Annotated in this window: 21 protein-coding genes and 3 tRNA genes; 18 read left to right on the forward strand and 6 right to left on the reverse strand. The window is 38.6% G+C overall.

Annotated features, from left to right (window positions below; all coding sequences use genetic code 11):
* Nucleotides 1–5 precede the first annotated feature (5 nt).
* The 4 genes from rep to ACFFHK_RS04190 all read left to right on the forward strand — a co-directional run bounded on the left by rep (nt 6) and on the right by ACFFHK_RS04190 (nt 2,493).
* A complete protein-coding gene (gene rep / locus ACFFHK_RS04175; RefSeq protein ID WP_382369819.1) occupies nt 6–2,021 on the forward strand; it encodes a DNA helicase Rep in 2,016 nt (671 codons plus the stop codon).
* A 150-nt stretch (nt 2,022–2,171) separates the two neighbouring features.
* Nucleotides 2,172–2,264 (forward strand) — tRNA-Ser (locus ACFFHK_RS04180).
* Nucleotides 2,265–2,274: 10 nt separating this feature from the next.
* A tRNA-Arg gene (locus ACFFHK_RS04185) sits at nt 2,275–2,351 on the forward strand.
* A gap of 65 nt (nt 2,352–2,416) precedes the next feature.
* Nucleotides 2,417–2,493 (forward strand) — tRNA-Arg (locus ACFFHK_RS04190).
* Nucleotides 2,494–2,525: 32 nt separating this feature from the next.
* On the opposite strand, the gene ACFFHK_RS04195 is transcribed toward ACFFHK_RS04190, so the two are convergent.
* Nucleotides 2,526–2,666: a hypothetical protein gene (locus ACFFHK_RS04195; RefSeq protein ID WP_382369822.1), complete on the reverse strand. Its 141-nt coding sequence runs from the start codon at nt 2,664–2,666 to the stop codon at nt 2,526–2,528.
* Between the two features lie 98 nt (nt 2,667–2,764).
* Here ACFFHK_RS04195 and efeO point away from each other — a divergent pair, with 98 nt between their 5' ends.
* From efeO to recC, 4 genes are all read left to right on the forward strand, one after another.
* Nucleotides 2,765–3,583, forward strand: coding sequence for an iron uptake system protein EfeO (gene efeO, locus ACFFHK_RS04200; protein WP_382369825.1), 819 nt, complete (start codon nt 2,765–2,767; stop codon nt 3,581–3,583).
* A gap of 95 nt (nt 3,584–3,678) precedes the next feature.
* Nucleotides 3,679–4,887 carry an iron uptake transporter deferrochelatase/peroxidase subunit gene (gene efeB, locus ACFFHK_RS04205; protein WP_382369828.1) on the forward strand — a complete coding sequence of 403 codons (1,209 nt, stop codon included), beginning with the start codon at nt 3,679–3,681 and terminating at the stop codon, nt 4,885–4,887.
* A 1-nt stretch (nt 4,888) separates the two neighbouring features.
* The gene (locus tag ACFFHK_RS04210; RefSeq protein WP_382369831.1) at nt 4,889–6,622 is read left to right on the forward strand and encodes an FTR1 family iron permease; all 1,734 of its coding nucleotides are present in this window, start codon (nt 4,889–4,891) and stop codon (nt 6,620–6,622) included.
* 97 nt (nt 6,623–6,719) lie between these two features.
* Nucleotides 6,720–10,022 (forward strand): exodeoxyribonuclease V subunit gamma, encoded by a 3,303-nt coding sequence (gene recC, locus ACFFHK_RS04215; protein ID WP_382369834.1) that lies wholly within the window; start codon nt 6,720–6,722, stop codon nt 10,020–10,022.
* A gap of 47 nt (nt 10,023–10,069) precedes the next feature.
* On the opposite strand, the gene ACFFHK_RS04220 is transcribed toward recC, so the two are convergent.
* The 5 genes from ACFFHK_RS04220 to ACFFHK_RS04240 all read right to left on the reverse strand — a co-directional run bounded on the left by ACFFHK_RS04220 (nt 10,070) and on the right by ACFFHK_RS04240 (nt 15,904).
* Nucleotides 10,070–10,990 (reverse strand): SMP-30/gluconolactonase/LRE family protein, encoded by a 921-nt coding sequence (locus tag ACFFHK_RS04220; protein ID WP_382369837.1) that lies wholly within the window; start codon nt 10,988–10,990, stop codon nt 10,070–10,072.
* A 55-nt stretch (nt 10,991–11,045) separates the two neighbouring features.
* Nucleotides 11,046–12,164 carry an ABC transporter substrate-binding protein gene (locus ACFFHK_RS04225; protein WP_382369840.1) on the reverse strand — a complete coding sequence of 373 codons (1,119 nt, stop codon included), beginning with the start codon at nt 12,162–12,164 and terminating at the stop codon, nt 11,046–11,048.
* A gap of 20 nt (nt 12,165–12,184) precedes the next feature.
* Nucleotides 12,185–13,261: an ABC transporter permease gene (locus ACFFHK_RS04230; RefSeq protein WP_382369843.1), complete on the reverse strand. Its 1,077-nt coding sequence runs from the start codon at nt 13,259–13,261 to the stop codon at nt 12,185–12,187.
* A gap of 12 nt (nt 13,262–13,273) precedes the next feature.
* Nucleotides 13,274–14,800 (reverse strand): sugar ABC transporter ATP-binding protein, encoded by a 1,527-nt coding sequence (locus ACFFHK_RS04235; protein ID WP_382369953.1) that lies wholly within the window; start codon nt 14,798–14,800, stop codon nt 13,274–13,276.
* Nucleotides 14,801–15,106: 306 nt separating this feature from the next.
* Nucleotides 15,107–15,904, reverse strand: coding sequence for an IclR family transcriptional regulator (locus ACFFHK_RS04240; RefSeq protein ID WP_382369846.1), 798 nt, complete (start codon nt 15,902–15,904; stop codon nt 15,107–15,109).
* A 222-nt stretch (nt 15,905–16,126) separates the two neighbouring features.
* Here ACFFHK_RS04240 and yiaK point away from each other — a divergent pair, with 222 nt between their 5' ends.
* The 10 genes from yiaK (at nt 16,127) to treB (ending at nt 25,822) form a co-directional block, all read left to right on the forward strand.
* Nucleotides 16,127–17,125 carry a 3-dehydro-L-gulonate 2-dehydrogenase gene (gene yiaK, locus ACFFHK_RS04245; RefSeq protein WP_382369849.1) on the forward strand — a complete coding sequence of 333 codons (999 nt, stop codon included), beginning with the start codon at nt 16,127–16,129 and terminating at the stop codon, nt 17,123–17,125.
* Nucleotides 17,126–17,158: 33 nt separating this feature from the next.
* On the forward strand, nt 17,159–17,626 hold the full coding sequence (locus ACFFHK_RS04250; RefSeq protein ID WP_382369852.1) for a NanQ anomerase/TabA/YiaL family protein: 468 nt from the start codon (nt 17,159–17,161) through the stop codon (nt 17,624–17,626).
* 9 nt (nt 17,627–17,635) lie between these two features.
* A complete protein-coding gene (locus ACFFHK_RS04255) occupies nt 17,636–18,118 on the forward strand; it encodes a TRAP transporter small permease subunit (RefSeq protein WP_382369855.1) in 483 nt (160 codons plus the stop codon).
* Complete coding sequence (locus ACFFHK_RS04260; protein ID WP_382369858.1) at nt 18,115–19,395, forward strand: TRAP transporter large permease subunit; 1,281 nt, start codon at nt 18,115–18,117, stop codon at nt 19,393–19,395. The genes ACFFHK_RS04255 and ACFFHK_RS04260 overlap by 4 nt, the downstream gene beginning before the upstream one ends.
* Nucleotides 19,396–19,410: 15 nt before the next feature.
* A complete protein-coding gene (locus ACFFHK_RS04265) occupies nt 19,411–20,388 on the forward strand; it encodes a TRAP transporter substrate-binding protein (protein ID WP_382369861.1) in 978 nt (325 codons plus the stop codon).
* A gap of 58 nt (nt 20,389–20,446) precedes the next feature.
* A complete protein-coding gene (locus tag ACFFHK_RS04270; RefSeq protein WP_382369864.1) occupies nt 20,447–21,928 on the forward strand; it encodes an FGGY-family carbohydrate kinase in 1,482 nt (493 codons plus the stop codon).
* Between the two features lie 28 nt (nt 21,929–21,956).
* Nucleotides 21,957–22,601 carry a 3-keto-L-gulonate-6-phosphate decarboxylase UlaD gene (locus ACFFHK_RS04275; RefSeq protein WP_382369867.1) on the forward strand — a complete coding sequence of 215 codons (645 nt, stop codon included), beginning with the start codon at nt 21,957–21,959 and terminating at the stop codon, nt 22,599–22,601.
* Between the two features lie 30 nt (nt 22,602–22,631).
* A complete protein-coding gene (locus ACFFHK_RS04280; RefSeq protein ID WP_382369870.1) occupies nt 22,632–23,492 on the forward strand; it encodes an L-ribulose-5-phosphate 3-epimerase in 861 nt (286 codons plus the stop codon).
* The gene (gene araD, locus ACFFHK_RS04285) at nt 23,486–24,181 is read left to right on the forward strand and encodes an L-ribulose-5-phosphate 4-epimerase (protein ID WP_382369873.1); all 696 of its coding nucleotides are present in this window, start codon (nt 23,486–23,488) and stop codon (nt 24,179–24,181) included. Before ACFFHK_RS04280 ends, araD begins: the two co-directional genes overlap by 7 nt.
* Before the next feature lie 222 nt (nt 24,182–24,403).
* Entirely contained in the window at nt 24,404–25,822 is a 1,419-nt protein-coding gene (gene treB, locus ACFFHK_RS04290; protein WP_382369876.1) for a PTS trehalose transporter subunit IIBC, read from the forward strand.
* Nucleotides 25,823–25,860 lie beyond the last annotated feature (38 nt).

Here is a 25,860-nt window from a genome sequence, read left to right on the forward strand (position 1 = left end):
TCCTGATGAAACTCAACAAACAACAACAACAAGCCGTTACAACAGTTGATACACCTTGTCTTGTTCTCGCTGGTGCTGGTTCAGGTAAAACAAGGGTGATTATTAATAAAATAGCTTATTTAATTGAGCAGTGTGGGTATTCGCCAAAACATATTGCAGCAGTAACTTTTACAAATAAGGCAGCTCGTGAAATGCGAGAACGTGTTGCCCATTCTATTGGCAGTCAAAAAAGTAAAGGTTTAATCGTTTCAACATTTCATACATTGGGCTTTGATCTGATTAAGCGTGAGCATAAGGCGTTGGGCTTTAAAGCAAATATGACATTGTTTGATGAATATGATCAGAAATCGTTATTGAATGAATTAACAGAAACAGTTTTCTTGGGCGATAAGGATAAGATTAGCCAGTTAATTAACTATATTTCAGCGTGTAAGAATGATCTTATCTTACCAAAACAAGCATTACAGTTAGCCAAAACGCCACTAGATCGTACCTTTGCAGAATGCTATCAATTATATACAGAACAAATGCACGCCTATAATGCACTGGATTTTGATGATTTAATTATGTTGCCAACACTTTTGTTGCGCCATAATCAAGAAATAGGTGAGAAGTGGCGGAAAAAAATTGATTATTTGCTTGTTGATGAGTATCAGGATACAAATACAAGTCAGTATGAATTGATTAAATTGTTAGTTGGGCAGCGTGCAGGGTTAACGGTTGTTGGTGATGATGATCAATCAATTTACTCTTGGCGTGGTGCAAAACCAGAAAATATCGGGCGGTTGCGAGATGATTTTCCTAATTTATCCGTGATTAAATTAGAGCAAAATTATCGTTCAACGCAGCGGATCTTACATTGCGCCAATATTTTAATTGATAATAATGATCACCTTTTTGAGAAAAAATTATTTTCTCAATTAGGGCAAGGCGAACCACTACAGGTTATTGAAGCGAAGAATGAAGAGCATGAAGCAGAACGTATTGTTGCTGAATTAATTACGCATCGCTTCTTGCATAAAACAGCCTATCGTGATTATGCGGTTTTGTATCGAGGTAATCATCAATCTCGATTGTTAGAAAAAGTATTAATGCAAAATCGTATTCCTTATAAAATTTCAGGTGGAACCTCTTTTTTTTCCCGCGTAGAAATTAAAGATGTCATGGCTTATTTGCGGTTGTTAGTCAATCAAGATGATGATTCTGCTTTTATTCGTATTGTAAATACGCCAAGACGGGAAATTGGTACGGCGACTTTAGAAAAGTTAGGGACACTAGCAAAAGAAAAACACTGTTCTTTATTTGCTGCAATTTTTGATTTTGAGTTGTTACAACGCATTACACCGAAAGCCTATACAGCTTTACAAATGTTTGCTGACTGGATCGTTAACTTATCGGATCAAGTGGAACGCAGTGATCCTCAGCAGGCAATTCGAGAAATGTTTGCCCATTTGCAATATGAGACTTATTTATATGAGCAGGCAAATAATCCGAAAACGGCAGAAATACAAAGTAAAAATGTCGCCATGTTGTTGCAATGGGTCCATGATATGTTAGCTGGAGATGAATTTAATCCACCGATGACATTAGCTCAAGTGGTATTACGGTTAACGCTACGTGATATGTTAGAGCGTAATGAAAATGAAGAAAGTGATGATGAGGTTCAATTAATGACCCTACACGCTTCGAAAGGGCTGGAGTTTCCTTATGTTTATTTAATTGGTATGGAAGAGGGGATTTTGCCACATCAAAATTCAATCGATGATAATAATATTGAGGAGGAACGTCGTCTGGCGTATGTCGGTATTACACGAGCGCAAAAGGAATTGACTTTTTCGCATTGTAAAACACGTCGACAAATGGGGGAGATTATTCATACGGAACCAAGCCGTTTTTTATTAGAATTACCACAAGATGATTTAGTTTGGGAAAAAGATAAAGCCCCATTAACAGAACAGCAAAAACAGCAACAGCGACAAGAGGGGTTTGCTCGATTAAAAGCATTATTAGCAGATAATTAAAAGTAAGGATAGCGGGAAAATAAGGTAAGTATGGTTATCAAGGTTTTATTTTGATGATAATCCATTCAATCAAACGCAAAAACTGTTTTTTTCATAAAAAAGCGTTGACTTATTCTCTAAAATCCATATTATAGCGTCTCAACCAAACGTGGTGAGATGGCCGAGAGGCTGAAGGCACACCCCTGCTAAGGGTGCATAGGGCTTAAAACTCTATCGAGGGTTCGAATCCCTCTCTCACCGCCATTTATTCGACGCATCCGTAGCTCAGCTGGATAGAGTACTCGGCTACGAACCGAGCGGTCAGAGGTTCGAATCCTCTCGGATGCGCCATTTACTTATACTCTAAGGTAAATTAGCGAATAAAGGTAAGATTGGTGAACAATTCTATTTTCAACGCATCCGTAGCTCAGCTGGATAGAGTACTCGGCTACGAACCGAGCGGTCAGAGGTTCGAATCCTCTCGGATGCGCCATTTCAAATCAATTAATTCTTTTTTCTCCATAGTTAAGTTTTGATAATTTGCCATTTGCCATTTGCCATTTGCCATTTGCCATTTGCCATTTGCCATTTGCCATTTGCCATTTGCCATTTGCCATTTGCCATTTGCCATTTGCCATTTGCCATTTGCCATTTGCCATTTGCCATTTTTTTCTAATTGTTATTGACATTAATTCTTATTTGCCATAATTTAATCAAATAGAGATGAGATTTATTTTTATTTATGTTCTGTTATGGGGTAATTTATGTCTAAGTTTAAAAAATTTGCATTAGCAACAATCATTTCATCTACCGTTCTTTTTTCTAATTCTCTCCTTGCTGCACCTGTTGATTTGTCTAAAGAAACTAAACAATATCAAGAATTTGTTGTTGAACAAATTGATGCGTTAGTGAAAGGGACAACACAATTTGTTGCGGATTTAAAAGCTGGAAAGTTAGAAGAGGCGAAAAAAGCGTATCCATTAATCAGAATGTATTATGAACGTTCAGAGCCGATAGCGGAGAGTTTTGGGGATTTAGATCCTCGTATTGATGCACGCGAAGCGGATTTAGAAAAAGATCAAATCTGGACAGGTTTCCATAAAATTGAAAAAATCTTATGGACAGAAAATACCACCAAAGGCACAGAAGAGATTGCGGATCAATTACTTAATGACGTGAAAGAATTACGTGCTAAAGTACCAACCGTAGAGGTTACAGGTGATTTAATGGTTCAAGGTGCGGTGGATTTATTAAATGAAGTGTCCACCAGTAAAATTACAGGTGAAGAAGAGATTTTCTCGCGTACCGATCTTTATGACTTTAAGGCCAATGTGGAGGGTGCGGAAAAAATTTATCAAATCCTTAAGCCAAGATTGGAAAAGAAAGATGCTAAATTAGTGAAAGAGTTAGATAAGCAATTTGCTAATGTGAATGGTTTATTAGATAAATATAAAGTAGGTCAACATGATTACAAAGCTTATACAGAACTGTCAAAAGAAGATACTCGTATTCTAGGTGAAGCGGTAAACAAATTAGGTGAGCCGCTTGCGCAAATGGGAATTCTCCTCGATGAAAGTCATTAAGCTTAGTTGATTTTAAATATTAACCACTGTTTTTCGGAGCAGTGGTTTTTCCTTTTTGGGATAAATGAAAAATAAAAATATTTAGGGGTAATACGATGAATAATGCACGACGTCAATTTTTAAAAAAATCAGGAGTAATGATTGGGAGTGGAGTTGCAGGATTAAGCCTAACAGCACAAGCAACAGCAGAAGTAAATAAAGTAGGAGAGAAGCATTGTCTATCTGATGTGCAATATCCATTTTATGGTGAACATCAACAAGGTATTCTTACCCCGCAACAGACCTATGTGTATTTCTTAGTTTTAGATTTAGCAACGCATAATTTAACTGAAATTCGAGAAATGTTTAAAACGTGGACAACCTATGCAGCCCGTTTGACACAAGGTAAAAATGTTCAAGATTATGCTAAAAATCATTTTGTTCCACCAACCGATACAGGTGAAGCAGATGATTTATCCGCATATGGTTTAACCTTAACGTTTGGTATTTCGCCAACATTCTTACAAAAATTAGGATTACAAGATAAAGCGCCAAAAGAATTTACCGACTTACCATTATTCCCACGTGATCAATTAAAAGCAGAATTTACGGGTGGTGATATTTGTATTCAAGCGTGTGCCAATGATGCACAAGTTGCGTTTCATGCGGTGCGTCAATTAGTGCGGGTAGCACGTTCCAATATCTCGATGAAATGGAGCCAATCAGGTTTTATTTCTGCGGATAAATCAACAGATACGCCAAGAAATCTATTCGGTTTCAAAGATGGGACAGCTAATGCAAATACGCTAACAGATACGGCACAGCATGTTTGGATCGATCAACCAGCGTGGTTGAAAGGGGGGAGTTATTTGATTGTGCGTAAAATCGTGATGCACTTAGAAACTTGGGATCGCACCAGTTATAAAGAACAAGAGCGTACATTTGGGCGTCATCGAGATACAGGTGCACCGATTGGTGAAAAAGAGGAATTTGCCCCATTAGATTTAGCGAAGAAAAATCATCATGGCAAACCAATGATTCCAGAAGATTCACATTCGGCATTAGCACATAAAACAGGCAAACAGATGTTGCGTCGTGCATATTCTTATTCCGATGGTATCAATCCTCGCACAGGACAATTTGATAGTGGCTTACTGTTTATTTGTTACCAAAAAGATCCAGAACAATTTATTACGATTCAAAATGCGTTAGGCAATGTAGATCGTTTAAATGAATATATTACCCATATTGGCAGTGGATTATTTGCCTGCTTCTCAGGGGTGAAAGAGGGAGAATTTATTGGTCAAGCATTATTAGGAGCATAAGATGAGAAAGCGGCTTTTCTCGGCTTATAAACTAGGATTACAAGGATTAATCTGCTGTTTTCTGCTATTTGCTATGACGGCAATGGCAGATACTAAATTTAATTTAAGTCCACTATTTATTCAGCTTTCTGATGCGATGAGTGCCGTGAAAGAGAGTAATCCTGAACAAGCGAAACAAGATATTGAGCAAATTAAGCAGCAATTTTTGGCTATTCCTGAACATACCTCACCAGCAGGACGAGTTGTTCTAGAAAAACTCACTGATGCATTGGAAACGACAAAAATAGAACAGTTTAATGCGCTGTCTTCGGCGATGTTGGCGTTTGATAAGGAGCAACACCCATTAGATGTGAACGAGCAAAAACAACGTTTTAAAAAGCGCATTGTGCCAGCATTCACGCATTGGCAAACAGTCGTTGCTGAAAATAAAGCACAACCTGATGTTGTAATTTTAAAACAGCAATATCGTTTATTTAATAGTGTTTGGACAAAAAATGAACGTTTAGTGCGTGATGTGGATATGAGCTATTATGGCAAAATTGAAACATCACTAGCATTACTACGGGTAGCGATTGAAACGGAGCCCTTAGATTATCAACGTGTAGAACAACATACGCAAAAAATTGCTGATCAATTTACTGATTTTCTTTCAGGAAAAACAACAGAAGCGGTTACGAGCAATTATCAATTAAGTGATGGTATAGCTCTTTTACAAGAGGGATTACAGGCTTTCCAACAACAAGATAATACGACTGCTCAAGCAAAACTCACGACTTTTATTGAAATCTGGCCAAGTATTGAGGGCGAAGTGAGTACCAGAAATGGTTCACTCTATACCCGAGTTGAAAGTGAAATTCCTGTGATTTTAGCGAAAGGACAAGAAGTTAAGCATCAAGCTAATTTGCAGCAAATTATCGATCAATTAGCACAGATTAATCCAGCAGCAAGCTATACAGCATTAGATGCGATGCTGATTTTATTGCGTGAGGGGCTAGAGGCATTATTGGTTGTGATGGCATTAGTGAGTGCATTGCGGGTAGCGAATCGTCCTCAAGGTTATAAATGGGTGAGTGGTGGCGTAGTAGCAGGATTACTCCTCAGTTTAGTGGCCGCTTTTGCTTTACAGCGTTTATTCCCAACAACCAGTTCAGGAACTCATCGAGAAATTATTGAGGGTGGGGTGGGGATTGTTGCGGTACTTATGATTTTAACCATAGGTGCGTGGTTACACAGTAAATCTTCATTGAAAGCATGGCAGGCTTATATTAAAAAACATATGAGCAAAGCTTTAACCACAGGTAGTTTTGTTTCCTTATTTGCGTTAAGTTTCTTATCTGTTTTTCGTGAGGGAGCCGAAACCATTTTATTTTATGTCGGGATTTTGCCAAATATTAGTACAGAATCTTTTGCCTTAGGCGTGGGGATTGCTGTTGTTATTTTGGCAATTTTATCCGTCGTTATTTTAAAAACTTCGGTGAAATTGCCTGTTCCGACCATGTTTAAGATTCTAACTGTTGTGTTATACGTTTTAGGCTTTAAGATTCTTGGTGTTAGTGTTCATGCCTTACAATTAACCAAGGTATTGCCAACAACGATTCTTGATGGGGTGCCAAATGTGGAGTGGTTAGGTTTTTATGCAACGTTAGAAACAGTCATTGCGCAATTTGTTTATATTGGGGTAATTTTGTTGTTGCAGAGATGGTTACAGCATCGGCATGAAGCGATCACAGTGTAAACATAATAGATAAGGGAGCTTTGTTAGCTCCCTTTGCTTTTGGTCATTCTCATATTCGTTTACAATGTTGTGTGTTGCTCTAAAGGTAGGAAAAATTATGTTTACGGTCTATTACGCAAATCAGTTGGAATATCAAAAACAGTTATTAATTCATTTATTAGAAGTACAGCCATTATCCGATCCTTTTGCTAGCAATATTATTTTAGTCCAAAGCCCTGGCATGGCGCAGTGGTTACAAATCCAATTAGCTGACCATTTTGGCATTGCGGCAAATTTTTCTTTTCCAATGCCCTCAAGTTTTATTTGGTCATTGTATAAAGAGAGTATTCCGAGTGTAGGTGAACAAAATTTATTTAGCAAAGAAGCGTTAGTCTGGCGCTTAATGCGTATTCTACCTGCTTTATTAGATTTGCCTGCCTTTAACAGTTTGCGTGATTACTTAGGTGATAATTTTTCACAATTAAAACTGTTTCAATTAGCGGAAAAAATAGCTGATCTGTTTGACCAATATTTGGTATATCGACCTGATTGGATCAACCAATGGGAAGCAGGCGAAACTGCATCGTTACAGCAAAAAATAGCCGAGCAAATTGCCGCACGTTATCAACCCATTTTATCCTCTATTATGCAAGATTTTGCATGGCAGACGATTTTATGGCAAAAACTGGTAGCAGATATTCAACAGAGTAGTGAGAGTGAGGTGGTTTGGCACCGTGCAAATTTATATCAAACCTATTTGCAGCAACTCTCTCAAGGTTATCGTCCGAAACATTTACCAAAACGTATTTGTGTTTTTGGTATTTCAGCTCTTCCTCCAATGTTCTTAACGTTATTGAAAGCATTAAGCGACTATACTGATATTCATCTCTTTTTTAATACTCCAAGTCGTTATTATTGGGGAGATCTGCTAGATCATCGCTATCTGGAAAAGTTAAAAATTAAGCAGTTAAAACAGACTGATAGCAAACAACAGATAATAAAAACAATCTATGATGAATCACTGACCGTTGGACATTCTTTATTGGCATCTTGGGGGAAACTTGGACGAGATTTTTTATATTCATTGACTCAATTAGAACCGCAAGAAGTTGAACTCTATCTTGCTCCTGAGGGCAATGGATTATTACAACAATTACAACGAGAAATTTTAGAATTAAATTATACAGATGCCAGATCCTTACATTATCAACTGGGCGATAACTCGTTAAGTTTTCATGCTTGTCATAGCCCAATGCGCGAAGTAGAAGTTTTGCATGATAATTTATTAGCCATGTTTGCGGAAGATCCGCATTTAACGCCAAAGGATATTGTGGTGATGGTGGCGGATATTGATCGTTATACACCCTATATCCAAGCTGTTTTTTCCCAATATCACCAAACCGATAAGCGCCATATTCCATTTGCGATTTCTGACCGAAAAATCACCGAAAGTGATGTCGTGATTGCCACATTCTTGCAGCTTTTTACCTTAAAAGAATCATTGTTTTCAGTGGAAAATGTGTTGGCATTATTAGATGTAGAATGTATTCGTCAACGTTTTGCACTGGAACTTGAAGAGCTTAATACGATTCGCGAGTGGGTAACTCAGGCAGGCGTGCGCTATGGTTTGACGAAACATGAGCAAGAAGCAACAAACTATAACGCATGGCAAAATGGAATTGAGCGCTTGCTATTAGGCTATGCGTTAACTAATGAATCTGGCGTATGGCAAGATAGTGTTGGCTTTGATTATAGTAACGGTTTACAGGCGAAAATAACGGGGAAATTAGCAAATTTTATTGAAGCATTACAAGCATGGTATCAACAATTACAACAGGAGTTATCGCTTGAACAGTGGCGAGAGGAGATTATAGGTTGCATTGAAACCTTTTTTACGACAAGCGAAACTGGCGTTGTGGCATTATTAAAACAAACGGTTCATCAAGTGCTAGATACCGCATTACAGAATGGTTATCAAGATCTGTTAGATGCGGAAGTGATTAGTGAATTGTTGCAAACAAAATTAAATGAACAAGAAAATAGTGTGCATTTTTTGATGGGGCAACTCAATTTTTGTACATTATTACCAATGCGAGCAATTCCGTTTAAAGTCATTTGTTTGTTGGGCATGAATGAGGGGGATTTTCCTCGCCAGTTATCAAGTAACAGTTTTGATGTGATGCAATATCAACCACAAAAAGGCGATCGTGTTCGGCGGGAAGATGATAGTTATCTCTTTCTTGAAGCTTTGTTATCAGCAAGAGAGAAACTTTATATCAGCTATGTGGGTTATTCTATAATAGACAATACAGCTTATGAACCATCGGTATTGGTAGGGCAACTATTAGATTATTTACAACATCATTTGGCGCAGCCTGACGCGCTGGATCAACTGAAATTTACTTATCCAGCGACTATTTTTAGTGCAAATAACTTTACCGCCCCACATTTTTCATATTCAAGAGAATGGGCGGCAGTGGCGCAAGCACAAAGAGCAAGTAAACAACTGACGCCATTTATTACTGCTTTGACAGAACAGATTGAGGAAGAACGATCAGTAATCACCATCGACTTGGAGAAGTTAATTCAGTTTATCATTGATCCACAACGTGATTTCTTTGAAAAAAGATTAGGCGTTTATCTTAATCAGCAATATGACAACTTGGCAGAAAGTGAACAATTTGTTTTAGATAATTTATCGCAATATCGTTTAAAAGAGCGCTTGTTACAGCAAGAATCAACCCAATGGGAAGAGGTATTTGCCAAAGCCATGCGAGAAGGCATTTTACCTCGAGCAGGATTTGCCTTTTTACAACAAGCAGAACTTGAACAGAGCTGTGCGGCATTATGGCAAGTTATTGCTGAATATCGCTCATCTCCAGCAACTTCACTGCATATTGAACACACTTTTACGGTTGGACAACAAGAGGTAATCTTACAAGGACAGATTGATTCATTGTATCAACAGCAATTTGTTGATTGGCGTGCTGGAAAAATCCGAGCAAAAGAACAGATTCGAGTTTGGATTTATCATTTACTCTTATCTATTGAGGGCATTGAACAACCCACTCTCTATTTTGGTTTAGATAAGGGAGCGGTGTGTTCCTTAACATTAACGCCATTATCTGCTGAAGTGGCATTAGAACAATTACAGATTTATATCCAAGACTATCTTGCTGCGCAACAACAAATTTGTTTAGTGCCAACCCATGATTTAGTAACATTACAAAAATTATTTAGCGGGGAACCTGAACAGGTTGACACCTTAATAGATGAATTAAATAAAGTGGATCAATACAATAAAAAATATCCATATTGGCAACGCTTGTTAGTCCAAACACCTACATTAGATTATGCAGCGATTAAGACACAGTTTGCCCGTTGGTTTACATTATTACTTAACTGCCTCGATACAAAATAGGAAAAGAGAAGCCCTATGGAGAATATAGGGCTTTGGGCGAATAAATTTTATTGTGAGTGATGGCAATTATTATATTGGAAGCCTGCTGTGTTCAGCGTGATACGATATAAACTATTGGTCGCAGTGATATATAACTGGTTCTGTTTTTGCCCCCCTAAAGTACAATTAGAAACCGTTTTGCCAAGATAAATTTTGGCAATATATTCTCCCTGCGGTGTAATAACGAGAACGCCGTTATCACAACTACAATAGATTAGCCCTTGCTTATCAACACAGAAACCATCAGGGATACCTGGCGAAATTTCACATATTGTGCGGCGATTTTCTAGGGTATGTCCAACGACATCAAAGGCAACTAAGTGATGTAGCCCTTGTTGAGAAAATTCAACACTAGACATATCTGCTACATAAAGTGTTTTTTCGTCAGGTGAGAAAAACAGTCCATTTGGACGCATGGTGTTAAAAGTGGCAAGATAGGTGGTGTTATCTTGTGGAACATAGCAATAAACATAGCAACCAATAATTTCGCTTGGCGCTTGATAGCCTTCGTGGTTGCTTAAAATGCCATAAGGTGGGTCAGTAAACCAAATCGTACCATCAGATTTTACAACAACATCGTTAGGCGAGTTTAAGCGTTTTCCTGCGAAGTTATTGGTGAGTATAGAGAAATTCCCTTGTGTATCGGTATGACTAATTGCTCGGCTGCCATGTTGACAGGTAACTAATGAACCATCAGGTAAGATAGCATTACCATTAGCAAAATCTGAGGGTGAACGGAATAAAGATGTCCCCAGATTTTCTTGCCATTTATACATACAATTACCTTTCACATCACTAAAGATAACGGCATTTTCTTTCGGTATCCAGACAGGACCTTCTGCCCAAATGGCTTGATTGAATAATTCTTCTATCACAACATTATCAGGAAATAAATGTTTGTAGGCAGAATGATAAAGTTCAATACGCATTGTTTATCTTTCCATATGAGAAAAGGGTTACATAGGCAACCCTTTAATGATTACATTATTTCACACCCCAAATTGCTTTGTAGGCTTCTTTATAGCCATTTTGTGGGTCATACATATTTTTATCCCCACCGTCATAAGAAATATTTTCTTTGGTAACGAGATGAACAGGGGTTACATAACCCGATGGTTTTTGTCCAGCAAATGCACGATTTAATTCATCAACTAATTGCCAGCCGTGGAGATTTAATGGTTCTGGTACAGTCGCAATTTGGTACTCACCATTACGAATTCGTTGATAAGCGGTTACTGATCCATCACCAGCAGAAATATTATGTGGATACGCTTCACCTTTTATCCCAGCAGTACGCAAAGAAGGGGCCATAAAATCAAAATAAAGATCATTTATTGCGAGGGTATATTGGAAATCATCTTTATATTTTTGCAATGTACTGAATGTCAGGCTAGGCATACGACTGGACGTGTCCGCTAATGGTGTATCAATAAATTCTAACACTTGACAAGTTTTGCATTCCTCAATGGTTTCTTTCATCACATTAGCTTTGCGTAAGGCAATTTCATATAAAGAGTCCGTTAGAATGACTACTTTTGCTTTCCCATTAGATTGGGCAATCGCTAATAAGGCAGATAACTTCGCAATTTGGTCTGAATCAGAAGTAACATTGTAGAAAATATTATATTTGTCAATTTCACCTGGTTGAGGCGTAGCGTGCCAAGCCACTAAGGTGATACCTTGCTGAGACGCTTTTTTCAATGGATTACGCGCAACATTTGGATTCCAACCTCCAATGACAATCGCGTCAGGTTTCTTCGCAATCGCCTGATTAAGTGAGGCTAATTGGTTATTTACTGATCCTGCACCATCTAGTACGTCTAATTTCCAACCAGCAACTTCCGCTGCTTCTTTCATACCATCTAATACGCCTAAAACCCCTCCATTCTTCATATCAGAGGCAATGAAAATTACGGTTTTATTCTGTTGTAGTACTGGACCTGTTGTTGGACCGTCCCATGTCGTTTGTGGTGCGGTTGCTGCTGCAATGGTTGCTTTTGCTTGAGCAAGAAAATCATCTTCAGCAACACTGTATTGGCTAGTGAAAAATAACCCAGCTGCGACTAAGCTTGCAGTAATACTTTTTGGTAAAAATTTTTTCATATGATATTTCTCCTATGGCGTTATTTGGCTTGTTGAGTAGTTGAGTTTTGTTCAGGTTGAGCTTTTTTCTGCACTAATTTTTGATTTGCTAAACGTTTACGTTGAGCATATCCAGCAATCGTAATCGATAATAATAAGGTTGTCCCATTGAAGAGCGGCTCGACCCAGAATGCACCGCCAAATTGTTGGATACCTGAAATACCGATTGCCAAAATTGCAATACCAACAATCGTTCCCCAAACGTTAACGCGTCCTGGGCGGATAGTGGTACTTCCTAAGAAAGCCCCGACTAAAGCAGGGAGAAGATAGTCCATACCAACGCTAGCTTGCCCAACTCCTTGTTGTGCAGCAATCAGCACACCTGTAAAGGCAGTTAAGGTACTGGAAGCGATAAAGGCACAAATTGTATATTTTTTGATAGAAATACCATTTAGCCGCGCGGCAGTAGGATTACCACCAACTGCATACATACAGCGTCCGATAGCGGTATGCTCAGTAATGATCCATAGTACAACAGCAACAATTAAGACATACAAAGCAGAAATAGGTAATCCAAATAATTCAATACCATTTAGATCATAAAAGCCATCAGGCAGATCGCCGACGATTTGGCGACCACCAGAGTGCCAAAGTGCGATAGCGTAGAGTACTGTGCCAGATCCTAGCGTTGCCACAAAGCTATCAATATCGGCTAAGGCAACTAAAATTCCATTAAGTAAACCATATATCGCAGCTATGGCGAGAACGATTAAAACGGACATTTGCCAAGAAAAGCCAAATTGCACTTGTAATGTAATGGCGAGGATATGCCATAACACGATACCGAAACCGACATTTAAATCGATTTTACCGACAATCATCGTGATAGTCGCAGCAAGGGCTAATAAAGCTATTTTGGATTTGGTTTCTAAAATTGCATTTAGCGTTAGCATAGATGCAAAGGTTGGGGTGGTTAATGAAAAGAGAATAATGAGTAATACACATAGCCAAAGCAGCCCATAACGGGTAGCTTGTTGTGATAGCCATGGCATAAACCCATCATGGCGGATTGATACGGCTTGTTCTAAAGCGGTCGATTTTATAGATGTCTGTGCCATAATAAAAGATCCTTAATTAGAATGACTTAAATTGGTATTGCTAGGATTTACAGGTGTTGGACTAGCAGAGGAAAGCGCTAATAGGTTTGCAAATGTAATTTCATCATTCAATAATTCACCAACCACACTGCCGCGGTTAAAGACTAATGCGCGATTACAAAGATGAGCGATTTCTTCAAAATCAGTAGAAATAACAATAATAGAAATGCCTTGTTCTAAGGTTTTATTCAAAACATCATAGATCTCTGCTCTCGCACCGACATCAACCCCTGCAGTTGGATCTTCAAGAATAATGACAGGCGTATTGAGGTGTAACCAGCGAGCCATGACAATCTTTTGTTGATTTCCGCCAGAAAGCGCACTGACCTCAATAAACATATTTTTAGGGCGAATATCAAATAATTGAAATTTAAACCAACTCTCCTTGAGTTCTGCAACTTTGTTATACCAATGCCATGCAGAACCTTGCTTTATAATTGGATTTAAAAATAAGTTTTCGGTTGTGGTCATAGACATCACTAGGCTTTCATTTGTTCTATCTCCAGCCACTAAAGAAATGCCTTGTTGAATGGCATCTTTAGGGGATAATGGGGAGTAGCGTTGTCCTAATAATGTAATTTCTCCTTGATCGAGATGGCGTAAACCAAAGAGTAACCGACCAATTTCTTCTTGTCCTGCACCACGTAATCCTGCAAGTGCAATCATTTCCCCTTTTCTCAAAGAAAAGGAAACTGGTCCAGTATCGCCAACAGACACATTATTTAGATTGAGAACGACATCATTATGTTGCGGTAAAGGATAACGTTGCAATTCTCGGGTTTCCTCTCCAACAATGACCTCAACTAATTGTTTTACATCGTAATCAGTGGTTTTGCCTTCAGCAACAGGAATACCATCACGCATAACGTAGATTCTATCCGAAATTTCAATGACTTCATCAAGTCGATGGGTAACATAAATCATGCCTACCCCTTGCTGGCGGAGGTGATTTAAAACAGTAAACAAGTGTTTGACATCACTGGCAGGCAGTGATGCAGTGGGTTCATCAAGAATGAGTATTTTTGCATTAACCGCAATGGCTCTCGCTATAGCTAGTAAGGCTTTTTCGGTACGAGAAAGGTCAAATACACGGGTATCTGGATCTAAATCGATACCCACAGAGGATAACGCTTGTTGTGCTTGATAGCGTACTTTTCGCCAATTTACTACGCCAAATTTAGGGTGAGGATAACGGGGAAACCCCATCACAAACGCCATATTTTCTGCCACAGTCATCCACTCAATTAAGCCTAAATCTTGATGGATAAATGCAATAGGTTGTTCGTAAGTAGTTTTGAGAGAAAGGGCAGACGTAATAGCTTTATTTTCAAAGAAAATTTCGCCACTATCATAAGGATAAATGCCTGCAAGAATCTTAATTAATGTTGATTTTCCCGCACCGTTTTCTCCTAATAAGGCTACAATTTCTCCAGCATGGATATTCAAACTTACATCGTTGACTGCAATATTCCCACCGAAACGTTTAACGATATGCTGCATACTGAGTATAGGCATACCTAAATCAGATGACATATTGACATTGTATTGCATAAGTCTATCCTTCTTCGGGTGTTCAATTTATAATCATTTCTTATTATGAAATTTTATTTTGTTTTTTGAAATTTAAAAAAGTGAAATTTGTGATGAAGTTCAAAAAATATTTATTGTTATGAATAGTAACTACTTATAAAAATAGATATGTGGTAATAATTAAGAAATGTAGATGTGGCTTTTTAGAAAATCTAAATAGAAATAAGCACTTAGTTAATAGAATAAGTGCTATTTAGGTCTAGGGAAGAGAAAAAGCTACTTATCTACGGAGGTGGGATCTGACCAACCAAGTTCCTCGGATATGCCTTGGGCGGCTTCCTGTAAGGCGTTTAAAATATGTGTATGCCCTAATTGACCTAATTTAATCGTAGAAAGTGAAACAGAAATAGCATATTGGATTTTGTTGTGTAGATTAAAAACTGGTACGGCGATACAAGAGATGCCAAGTTCGTTTTCTTCTCGATCCATTGAAAAGCGGTTTTGTTTAATAATTGTTAGTTCTTGTTGCATAACAGATAAGTTTGTAATCGTGTTATAGGTTAATTGTTCAATAAATTTCTGACTGCGTTCCCAATAGTCGGTAAGCTTAATGGAATCATCATAAGCAAGGAATAATTTGCCCATTGCAGAACAGTAAAGTTGCATATATTGCCCTATATGGGAGCGCGTTCTGATCATGCCTGTAGTGGGTTCAAGTTTATAAATTAGAATCACTTGATCACTTTCTCTATATGAAAAATTGACAGTTTCACCTAATGTTAAATTTAATTTTTCTAAATAAGGGGCGGCAATATTGATGATATTCATTGAGGATAGCACTTTTTGTCCTAATGCGAGGCATTTAGTGGATAGGCGGTAACTACCAGCAGCAAGCGCAGGTTTCACAAAGCCTGCAGATTGTAAACTTTGCAGCAAACGATGGGTTGTACTTTTATTCAGTTGGGCAATTTCCGCGATACTTGCCAAAGGGCAGCCATTCGGGTAATTACTAAGAATATCAAGTAGATGTAATCCTCTAACTAAACTCTGACTACCTGTAATTTTTTCATTCATATTTAAGTATCCTACTAAATATCCAAAATGTTGTTTATGCGCATAAATTTGTTTAGCAAATTATATTACTATGCCTTTTGGTAATTTTTATCTTAAAACTTTAGCAATTAATGAGAGATAGATCACAAATCTAAAATAGATAATTGTTGAATAATTGACTAATTTATCGGTAAGTTTATTATGCGAAACATCATTTCACAATATGAAATATGGAGTTAAGTTATGAGAGTCAGTTATCAAGAGTTAAAAGCAGAATTTAAACGTGTTTTATTAGCTAGAGGTGTAAGAGAAGAAACTGCTGAGGCCTGTGCTACTATGTTTGCTGATACCACGCAAGCAGGGGTATATTCTCACGGGGTAAATCGTTTTCCTCGTTTTATTCAACAATTAGAAAAGGGGGATATTAATCCTGAAGCAGAGCCAACAAAAGTTTTATCTCTTGGTGCTATTGAACAGTGGGACGCACATCAAGCGATTGGTAACTTAACGGCGAAAAAAATGATGGATCGTGCGATGGAGATCGCTGATGAGTTTGGTATTGGTGTGGTTGCTTTAAAAAATGCTAACCATTGGATGCGTGGTGGTGGTTATGGCTGGCAAGCGGCGGAAAAAGGCTATATCGGTATCTGTTGGACTAACTCAATCGCGGTAATGCCACCTTGGGGCGCAAAAGAGTGCCGTATTGGAACCAATCCTCTAATTATTGCGATTCCAAGTAATCCAATCACTATGGTTGATATGTCTTGTTCAATGTATTCATATGGTATGTTGGAAGTAAATCGTTTAGCGGGTCGCCAAACCTTTGTCGATGCAGGTTTTGATGATGAGGGGAATTTAACTCGCGATCCTGCAACAGTTGAACGTAATCGTCGCTTATTGCCAATGGGATTCTGGAAAGGTTCTGGTTTATCGATTGTATTAGATATGATTGCAACCTTGTTATCTAATGGTCTCTCTGTGGCAGAGGTTACCGAAGAAAAAGATGATGAATATTGCGTATCTCAAGTATTCATTGCGATTGAAGTAGATAGATTAATTGATGGTAAAACCAAAGATGAAAAACTTAATCGCATCATTGAATATGTGAAGACCGCAGAGCGAGCCGATCCAAATGTTGAGGTAAGATTACCAGGACATGAATTTACAACATTATTAGCGGATAACAAAGCAAACGGTATTCCTGTAGATGATACTGTTTGGCAAAAACTGAAATCACTATAACGTTATAAATTGCTAATTTACGAGGAGGTGCAAATGTTTTTTGGGCATATTAAGCAAGTGGAATTAAAGCATTATCCCGTCGCTATTCAGAAAGCATTGACGTTTCTACAGCAAACAGATTTTGATACTTTACCAGCAGGGCGATATTCAATAGATGGGGAAAATATTTTTGCCCAAGTATTGGATTTAGTTACCCAAGAAAAAGAATCTATCTTGCCAGAAGCGCATAGACGCTATTTAGATGTGCAGTATTTGCATCGTGGAAACGAGTTAATTGGTGTCTCGGTTAACCCACCTCCGAGTGAAATTGCAAAACCTTATGATCCAGATCGAGATATTTTGTTCTATCAATCTGTGAGTGAAGAAACGATGTTAGTGATGAATCCTGGGAGTTTTGCGGTTTTCTTTCCTCAAGATATTCATAGACCAGCCTGTATTTATCAAGAAGCTTCACCGATAAGAAAGATTGTCGTAAAAGTTGCAATAGATCTCTTAAAGTAAGGAATCGCTATGAATCAGGTTAATTATTTTATTAAAAAACTGCTTGAGATAGGTGCAGCAGTCATGCTGGCAGTGATGTCCTGTTTAGTTTTTTTGAATGTTGTGCTTCGTTATGGTTTTAATACTAGTTTTACTATGACTGAAGAACTATCACGTTTTCTTTTTATTTGGGTAATTTTTTTAGGGGCAATTTTAGCCTTTATGGAGAATGCGCACGTTAATGTTGCGGTATTAGCAGATAAATTATCATTAAAAGGGCAACAAATTCTTACATTGGTAACAAATAGTATTATGTTAGTTTGCTGTTATCTTATTTTTGTCGGGAGTTATCAGCAAATGGTGATAAATTGGCATAATTATTCGCCAATTTCAGAGATTCCAACAGGGATCAGCTTCTTAGCCAGTGTGATTATGAGTGGATTTATTGCTATTTTGATTAGTTTACGCATTATTATCACGGCAGCATTACTCGTTAAAGGAGAAAAGGTATGACGATTTTAATTTTTCTCTCCGTATTATTAGGCAGTATCTTCCTTGGTATTCCTGTTGCCTTTTCATTAATCGTTTGTTCAATCGCGTTAATGTTTCATTTAGATGTGTTTGATCCGCAAATTTTGGCATCAAATTTAGTGAGTGGTGCAGACAGTTTCTCTCTTTTGGCGATACCTTTCTTTGTATTAGCGGGAGAAATAATGAATGAAGGGGGCTTATCTAAACGGATTATTGATTTGCCGATGAAATTAGTTGGGCATAAAAAAGGGGGATTAGGCTTTGTTGCTATTATTGCTGCGATGATTATGGCAAGTCTATCAGGCTCAGCCGTAGCGGATACGGCTGCTGTTGCCGCAATGTTGATTCCAATGATGAAAACAACAGGCTATCCGATTAACCGTTCTGCTGGATTGATTGGTGCCGCAGGTATTATTGCACCGATTATTCCACCCTCTATTCCTTTTATTATCTTTGGCGTGAGTAGTGGCGTATCTATTACTAAATTATTTTTAGCAGGGATTTTTCCAGGTATCTTGATGGGGCTATGTTTAGCGGCACTTTGGGCTTGGCAAGCAAAACGTCTTAATTTGATGACATTTTCAAAAGCGTCGAAACAAGATCTTTGTATCTCCTTTAAAAATAGTATTTGGGCATTATTGTTACCAGTGATCATTATTGGTGGTTTCCGTTTGGGAATCTTTACGCCAACAGAGGCAGGTGCTGTTGCAGCATTCTATGCACTCTTTGTTTCTTTATTTATCTACCGTGAGTTAAAAATTAATCGACTTTATAAAGTTTTAGTTGCCTCAGCGAAGACAACAGCTGTTGTTATGTTATTAGTTGCCGCAGCACAAGTATCAGGGTGGTTAATTACGATTGCTGAATTACCTCAACAAATTACGGAGTTATTAGAACCTTTATTAGACTCACCGACATTATTGCTATTCGTTATTATGATCGCAGTATTTGTCATTGGTATGGTGATGGATTTAACCCCAACAGTTTTGATCCTCACACCTGTATTGATGCCTTTGGTTGAAGAGGCTGGGATTGATCCTGTGTATTTTGGCGTGTTATTTATCCTCAATACTTCTATCGGTTTAATTACGCCACCGATTGGAAATGTATTAAATGTGATTACTGGGGTGTCTAAATTACCATTTGATCAAGCTGCAAGAGGAATTTTGCCTTATATGTTTATGTTATTGGGACTATTGATACTGTTTATCTTATTCCCTGCAATTATTTTAGAACCGTTCCATTGGCTACAACCTTAATTTAAGGAGAATCATATGAAAAAATTAACCGCATTTTTTGCTAGTTTAACTTTAGTTGCTGCAGCAGTCAGCGCTCAAGCAGCCACTACATTACGCTTTGGTTATGAAGCGCCAAGAAGTGATACTCAACATTTAGCAGCGAAAAAATTTAATGATCTATTAAAAGAAAAAACCAAAGGAGAGGTAAAACTTTCACTTTTTCCTGATAGCACACTAGGTAATGCACAAGCGATGATCAGTGGTGTGCGTGGTGGAACGATTGACATTGAAATGTCTGGTTCGCCTAATTTTAGTGGCTTAGTGTCTAATTTGAATGTGATTGATATTCCATTTATTTTTCAAAATAAAGAACACGCATATCGTGTTTTAGATGGAGAAATAGGGCAGGGATTATTAAAAGAGTTAGAAGAAAAAGGACTGAAAGGACTTGCTTTCTGGGAAGTGGGTTTCCGTTCAATGACAAACTCAAAACAGCCAATTCATAAACCAGAAGATGTGAAAGGATTAAAAATTCGTACTAACCAAAATCCAATGTACGTGAAGGCATTCCAATTATTAGGGGCAAACCCAGTACCGATGCCATTGTCTGAGTTATATACGGCATTAGAAACCCGTGCGGTAGATGCACAAGAACACCCAGTTGGTATCGTATGGTCAGCAAAATTGTATGAAGTGCAAAAACATTTATCGTTAACAAACCACGGTTATACACCACTTATTGTTGTGATGAATAAAGCTAAATTTGATGGTTTATCACCAGAATTACAGAATGCGATTCTTGATTCAGCGAAAGAAGCAGGTCAATATCAACGTGAACTCAATGCGAAGAAAGAAGCGGAAATCTTAGATAAGATGAAAAAAGCGGGCGTAGAAGTGGTTGAAACAGTGGATATGAAGCCATTTAAAGAAACTGTTGAACAACCAGTTCGCCAATTCTTTATTGAGAAAAATGGTGATGCCTTAATTAAGGCTGTTGATGCGTTAGCAGAATAATGTAAATCAAGAGAAAAAATTATGGGGGAATAATTCCCCCATATAGGAGTAGTGAGTAATGGCGTTTTGGCTTGGAATAGATTGTGGTGGTACCTTTATCAAAGCGGGCATTTATGATGATAAAGGTCAGGAGTACGGCACGTTTAGACAAGGGCTGGCGGTTATTAGTAGTCAGCCTGGGTGGGCAGAAAGAGATTTAAATGAATTATGGCAGAGTTGTATTGATGTGATTAGTGGTGTGATAAAGAAAAGTCAGATTGCACCAGAATTTATTCAAGGCGTTGGTATTTCTGCACAGGGAAAAGGTCTGTTCCTGTTAGATAAACAGCGTAAACCATTAGGTAATGGTATCCTATCTTCCGATCAAAGAGCCTTACAAATTGTCAAACAATGGCAGGCAGAACAGATTCCACAACAACTCTACCCAACTACTCGCCAAACATTATGGACAGGACACCCTGTTTCTATTCTACGTTGGATAAAAGAACATCAAGCAGAGCGTTATCATAATATTGGTGCAGTAATGATGTCGCATGATTATTTGCGTTTCTGTTTAACTGATCAAATTGCCTGTGAAGTTACTAATATTTCCGAATCTAATTTATATAATATGCAAACGGGGCAGTATGATGCCGCATTAGCAAAATTACTCCAGATTGAAGAGGTGCTGCCAGCCTTTCCACCTATTATTCAGTCATCTGAGATAGCAGGTTATATCACGGAGTCCGCCGCAAAAGCGACAGGACTTTGTGTTGGTACGCCTGTGATGGGAGGATTATTTGATGTTGTTTCAACGGCATTATGTTCAGGGATTTCTTGTGAGAAACAAGGTGAAAAAACAGCATTAAATGTTGTGTTGGGAACTTGGACAGTGGTCAGTGGCATTACTGATTATATTGATCAGCAACTCCCTTTTGTTTATGGACGTTATGCAGAAAAAGGGCAGTTTTTAGTGCATGAAGCAAGTCCAACCTCAGCAGGGAATTTAGAGTGGTTTACCCAACAATGGGCTGATCTCAGTTATGACAAAATTAATGAAATGGTAGCTTCTTTACCTAAGGCAGAAAGTAGTGTGTTATTTGTGCCATTTTTATATGGTTCAAATGCAGGACTTGGCGTAAGAGCTGGCTTTTATGGTTTACAAGCGATCCACACACAAGCTCATCTCTTGCAAGCGGTGTATGAGGGGGTGATTTTTAGCTTAATGACACATTTAGAACGTGTATTACAACGTTTTCCTAAAACAGATGTATTACGTGTAACAGGCGGACCTGCGCGCTCAGAAGTTTGGAGACAAATGTTAGCAGATTTAACAGGGCTGCCGATAGAGGTGCCATTAGTTTCAGAAACGGGGTGCTTAGGGGCTGCATTAACAGCGATGGTTGGAAAGGGTATCTATGACGATTTCACTACAGCACAACAGCAATTACAACATGATGTTTTATCTATTTCACCAGATTGGTCTGCACATCAAAAATACCGTGAGAAATATCAACGTTATACTCAGTTTGTTAATGCGATCAAAATGTTAGAGCAGTAAAATTTTATATTAGTAAGAGAGAATAGTTATGACAAAACCATTATTACAACTAGCACTTGATTGCCAAGATATGGATACGGCTATCCAGAGTATAGAACGCGTTAAAGATCAGATTGATATTATTGAAGTGGGAACAATCCTTGCCTTTGCTCAAGGTATGAATGCTGTTAAAACATTAAGTGAACGTTATCCAAACCATATTATTGTGTGTGATATGAAAGCAACAGATGCAGGGAGTGTATTAGCGAAGATGGCATTTGAGGCTGGGGCAAATTGGATTACAGTTTCTGCTGCTGCACATATTGCCACGATTGAAGCAAGTAAAAAAATTGCTGATCAATGTGGAGGAGAAATCCAGATTGAGTTATATGGACATTGGACATATGAAGATGCAAAACAATGGGTAGATTTAGGGATTAAACAAGCGATTTACCATCGCCCTAGAGATGCGGAGTTAGCAGGCATTGGCTGGACAGAAGCCGATTTTGAGAAAATTAAAAAATTATCAGCATTAGGTTTGCAATTATCGATTACTGGTGGTATTACACCTGAATCGTTATCATTATTTACCCCATTTAGTGTAAAAGCCTTTATTGCAGGTAGAGGGCTTACAGGGGAAAGTGGACAAGAGATGGCGATTAGCTTTCAACAATCAATAAAAAATAATTGGTAGTAAGTAATCATTATGACTAAAGGATACGTTATGAGAAAGCATAAACTAGGTATTTATGAAAAAGCCTTACCAAAACAGCTAAGTTGGCGGGAACGTTTGGCGATTGCCAAAGCGTGTGGATTTGATTTTGTCGAGATCTCCATTGATGAAACAGATGAACGATTAAGTCGTTTAGATTGGAGTAAACAAGAGCGTATTGATTTTGTGAAAGCTACGATTGAAACAGGGATCACTGTTCCATCAATGTGTTTATCAGGGCATCGCCGTTTTCCATTTGGTAGTCATGACGAGAAAATTCGCCAACAAGCTTATGAGATTATGGAAAAGGCAATTCAATTAGCGGTTGATCTTGGTATTCGTACTATTCAATTAGCGGGCTATGATGTCTATTATGAAGAACAAGATGAGGGGACGATTGAACGCTTTGCTGAAGGCTTAGCGTGGGCAGTTGAAAAAGCAGCAGCAAATCAAGTGATGTTAGCAGTTGAGATCATGGATACAGAATTTATGAACTCAATTACTAAGTGGAAAGCTTGGGATAAACGTTTTGCCTCACCATGGTTTACCGTTTACCCTGATGTTGGTAATTTAACGGCTTGGGGGAATGATGTTCCTCAAGAGCTAGCCTTAGGAATTGATAAAATTGCCGCGATTCATTTAAAAGATACTTATGCTGTAACTGAAACCTGCAAAGGACAATTCCGTGATGTACCTTTTGGCGAAGGTTGTGTAGATTTTGTTAAGGTATTTGAAACATTACAGGCACTAAATTATCGTGGAGCATTTTTGATTGAAATGTGGACGGAAAAGGCGGAAGAACCGATTGCCGAAATTATTAAAGCAAGACGTTGGATAGAGAATAAAATGCAAGAGGGAGGTTTTATATGTTAGAACAATTAAAACAACAAGTATTTGAAGCAAATTTAGATTTACCAAAATATGGTTTAGTTACTTTTACTTGGGGGAACGTTAGTGGTATTGATCGAGAGTCAGGGTTAGTTGTGATCAAACCATCGGGTGTTGATTATGATGTTATGACAGCCGATGATATGGTGGTGGTTGATTTAGCAACTGGAAAAGTCGTGGAAGGCAATAAAAAACCGTCCTCAGATACACCAACGCATTTGGAACTCTATCGTCAATTTCCTACCCTCGGTGGAATTGTTCATACGCATTCTCGTCATGCGACTTCATGGGCGCAGGCTGGATTAGACTTAAAAGCTTTAGGTACCACACACGCTGATTATTTTTACGGTACGATTCCTTGTACACGCAAAATGACAGATGCAGAAATTCAAGGTGAATATGAATTAGAAACAGGAAAAGTGATTGTTGAAACGTTTCGTACTCGAGGTATTGAAGCAAAAGATGTTCCTGCCGTGTTAGTGAATTCACATGGACCTTTTGCTTGGGGAACCGATCCTCACAATGCCGTACATAATGCAGTTGTACTAGAAGAAATTGCGTGCATGAATCTTTTCTCTTATCAACTTAATCCACAAATTGATTCTATGCAACAAGTCCTACTTGATAAGCACTATTTGCGCAAGCATGGTAAAAATGCTTATTATGGTCAATAATGATGCGAAGTAGAGTGGAGAATATCCATTCTACTTTTTCTTTTTTACACTTTATTTTCCATTCATCATATTTTTATCTTCATTTGATACCTTTCTTTTTTGCGTTATAAAATGTGATTTGTATCACATTTTATAGATTCTCTTCGCTTTTTTATTTGCCATTGGGAACGTTCCCATTATCATATATTACGATAAGTCAAAAACATAATTGAGGGGAATATTATGGCTAAACAAAAAATTGATCCACAAGCTGTGGATAAACTGGTGGAGTACATCGGTGGGCGTGAGAATATCGCCACTGTTACCCACTGTATTACCCGTTTGCGTTTTGTGTTAAACGATGAGAGCAAAGTTGATGCTAAAGCCATTGAGCAGTTGCCAATGGTGAAAGCCAATTTTGCGACAGGTGGGCAATATCAAGTCGTTATCGGACAGGAAGTCGGGGATTATTACAAATTATTATTAGAAAAAACAGGGCTTGCCAGTGTGGATAAAGAGCAAGTCAAAGCGGCAGCGCGCCAAAATCAAAAATGGTATGAGAGCCTTATCTCGCATATGGCGGATATTTTTATTCCGTTGTTGCCTGCGCTTATCAGCGGTGGTTTGATTTTAGGTTTCCGCAATGTGATTGGCGATATTGCGATGATCGACGGCAAAACGCTCACCCAAGTTAGTCCATTCTGGAACAGTGTGCATTCGTTCTTATGGCTGATTGGCGAGGCGATTTTCCACTTCTTACCAGTGGGGATTTGTTGGTCGATTGCCCGTAAAATGGGTACTTCGCCAATTCTTGGGATCGTACTTGGGGTTACGCTGGTTTCGCCACAGTTGATGAACTCGTACGGTTTAGGCGCACAAATTCCTGAAAGCTGGGATTTCGGTTGGTTACAAATTGAGAAAGTAGGCTACCAAGCGCAGGTCATTCCTGCAATTATGGCAGGGTTGGCGCTCTCTTACATTGAACGTTTGATGAACAAAATTGTGCCAGATTTCTTAAATTTGATCATCGTGCCAGTGGTATCAATTATTTTAGCAGTATTCTTAGCGCACACCATTATCGGGCCTATCGGACGTGAAATTGGTAACGGCGTGGCATTTGTGGTACGCAATGCGATGACAGGCGATTTTGCCCCAGTTGGTGCGGCATTATTTGGTTTCTTATATGCGCCGTTGGTGGTAACTGGGGTTCACCAAACTTCACTCGCCATTGATATGCAGATGATCCAAAATATGGGTGGTACACCAGTATGGCCGTTGATTGCATTATCAAACATTGCGCAAGCCTCTGCGGTGGTAGCAATCATCATTATGAGCAAAAAAGCCAGCGTGCGTGAAGTGGCAGTGCCAGCCGCACTTTCTGCCTACTTGGGCGTTACCGAGCCTGCAATGTATGGGATCAACTTAAAATACCGCTTCCCAATGCTGTGTGCGATGATTGGTTCTGCCTGTGCGGCGCTCGTGTGTGGGCTGGCTGGCGTGTTGGCAAGCAGTATCGGCGTAGGTGGCTTACCGGGTATTCTTTCCATTCAGCACCAATTCTGGGGAACGTTTGCGGTGGCAATGGTGGTGGCAATTGTTGTGCCAATTCTCTTAACCGTGATTGTGTATAAACGCAAAACCATTAATGGTACTTTAGATTAATACTTTTTATTTTGCCCTCTATTGTTGGAGGGCTTTAC

Source organism: Gallibacterium trehalosifermentans (assembly GCF_042433055.1).
GTDB lineage: Bacteria > Pseudomonadota > Gammaproteobacteria > Enterobacterales > Pasteurellaceae > Gallibacterium > Gallibacterium trehalosifermentans.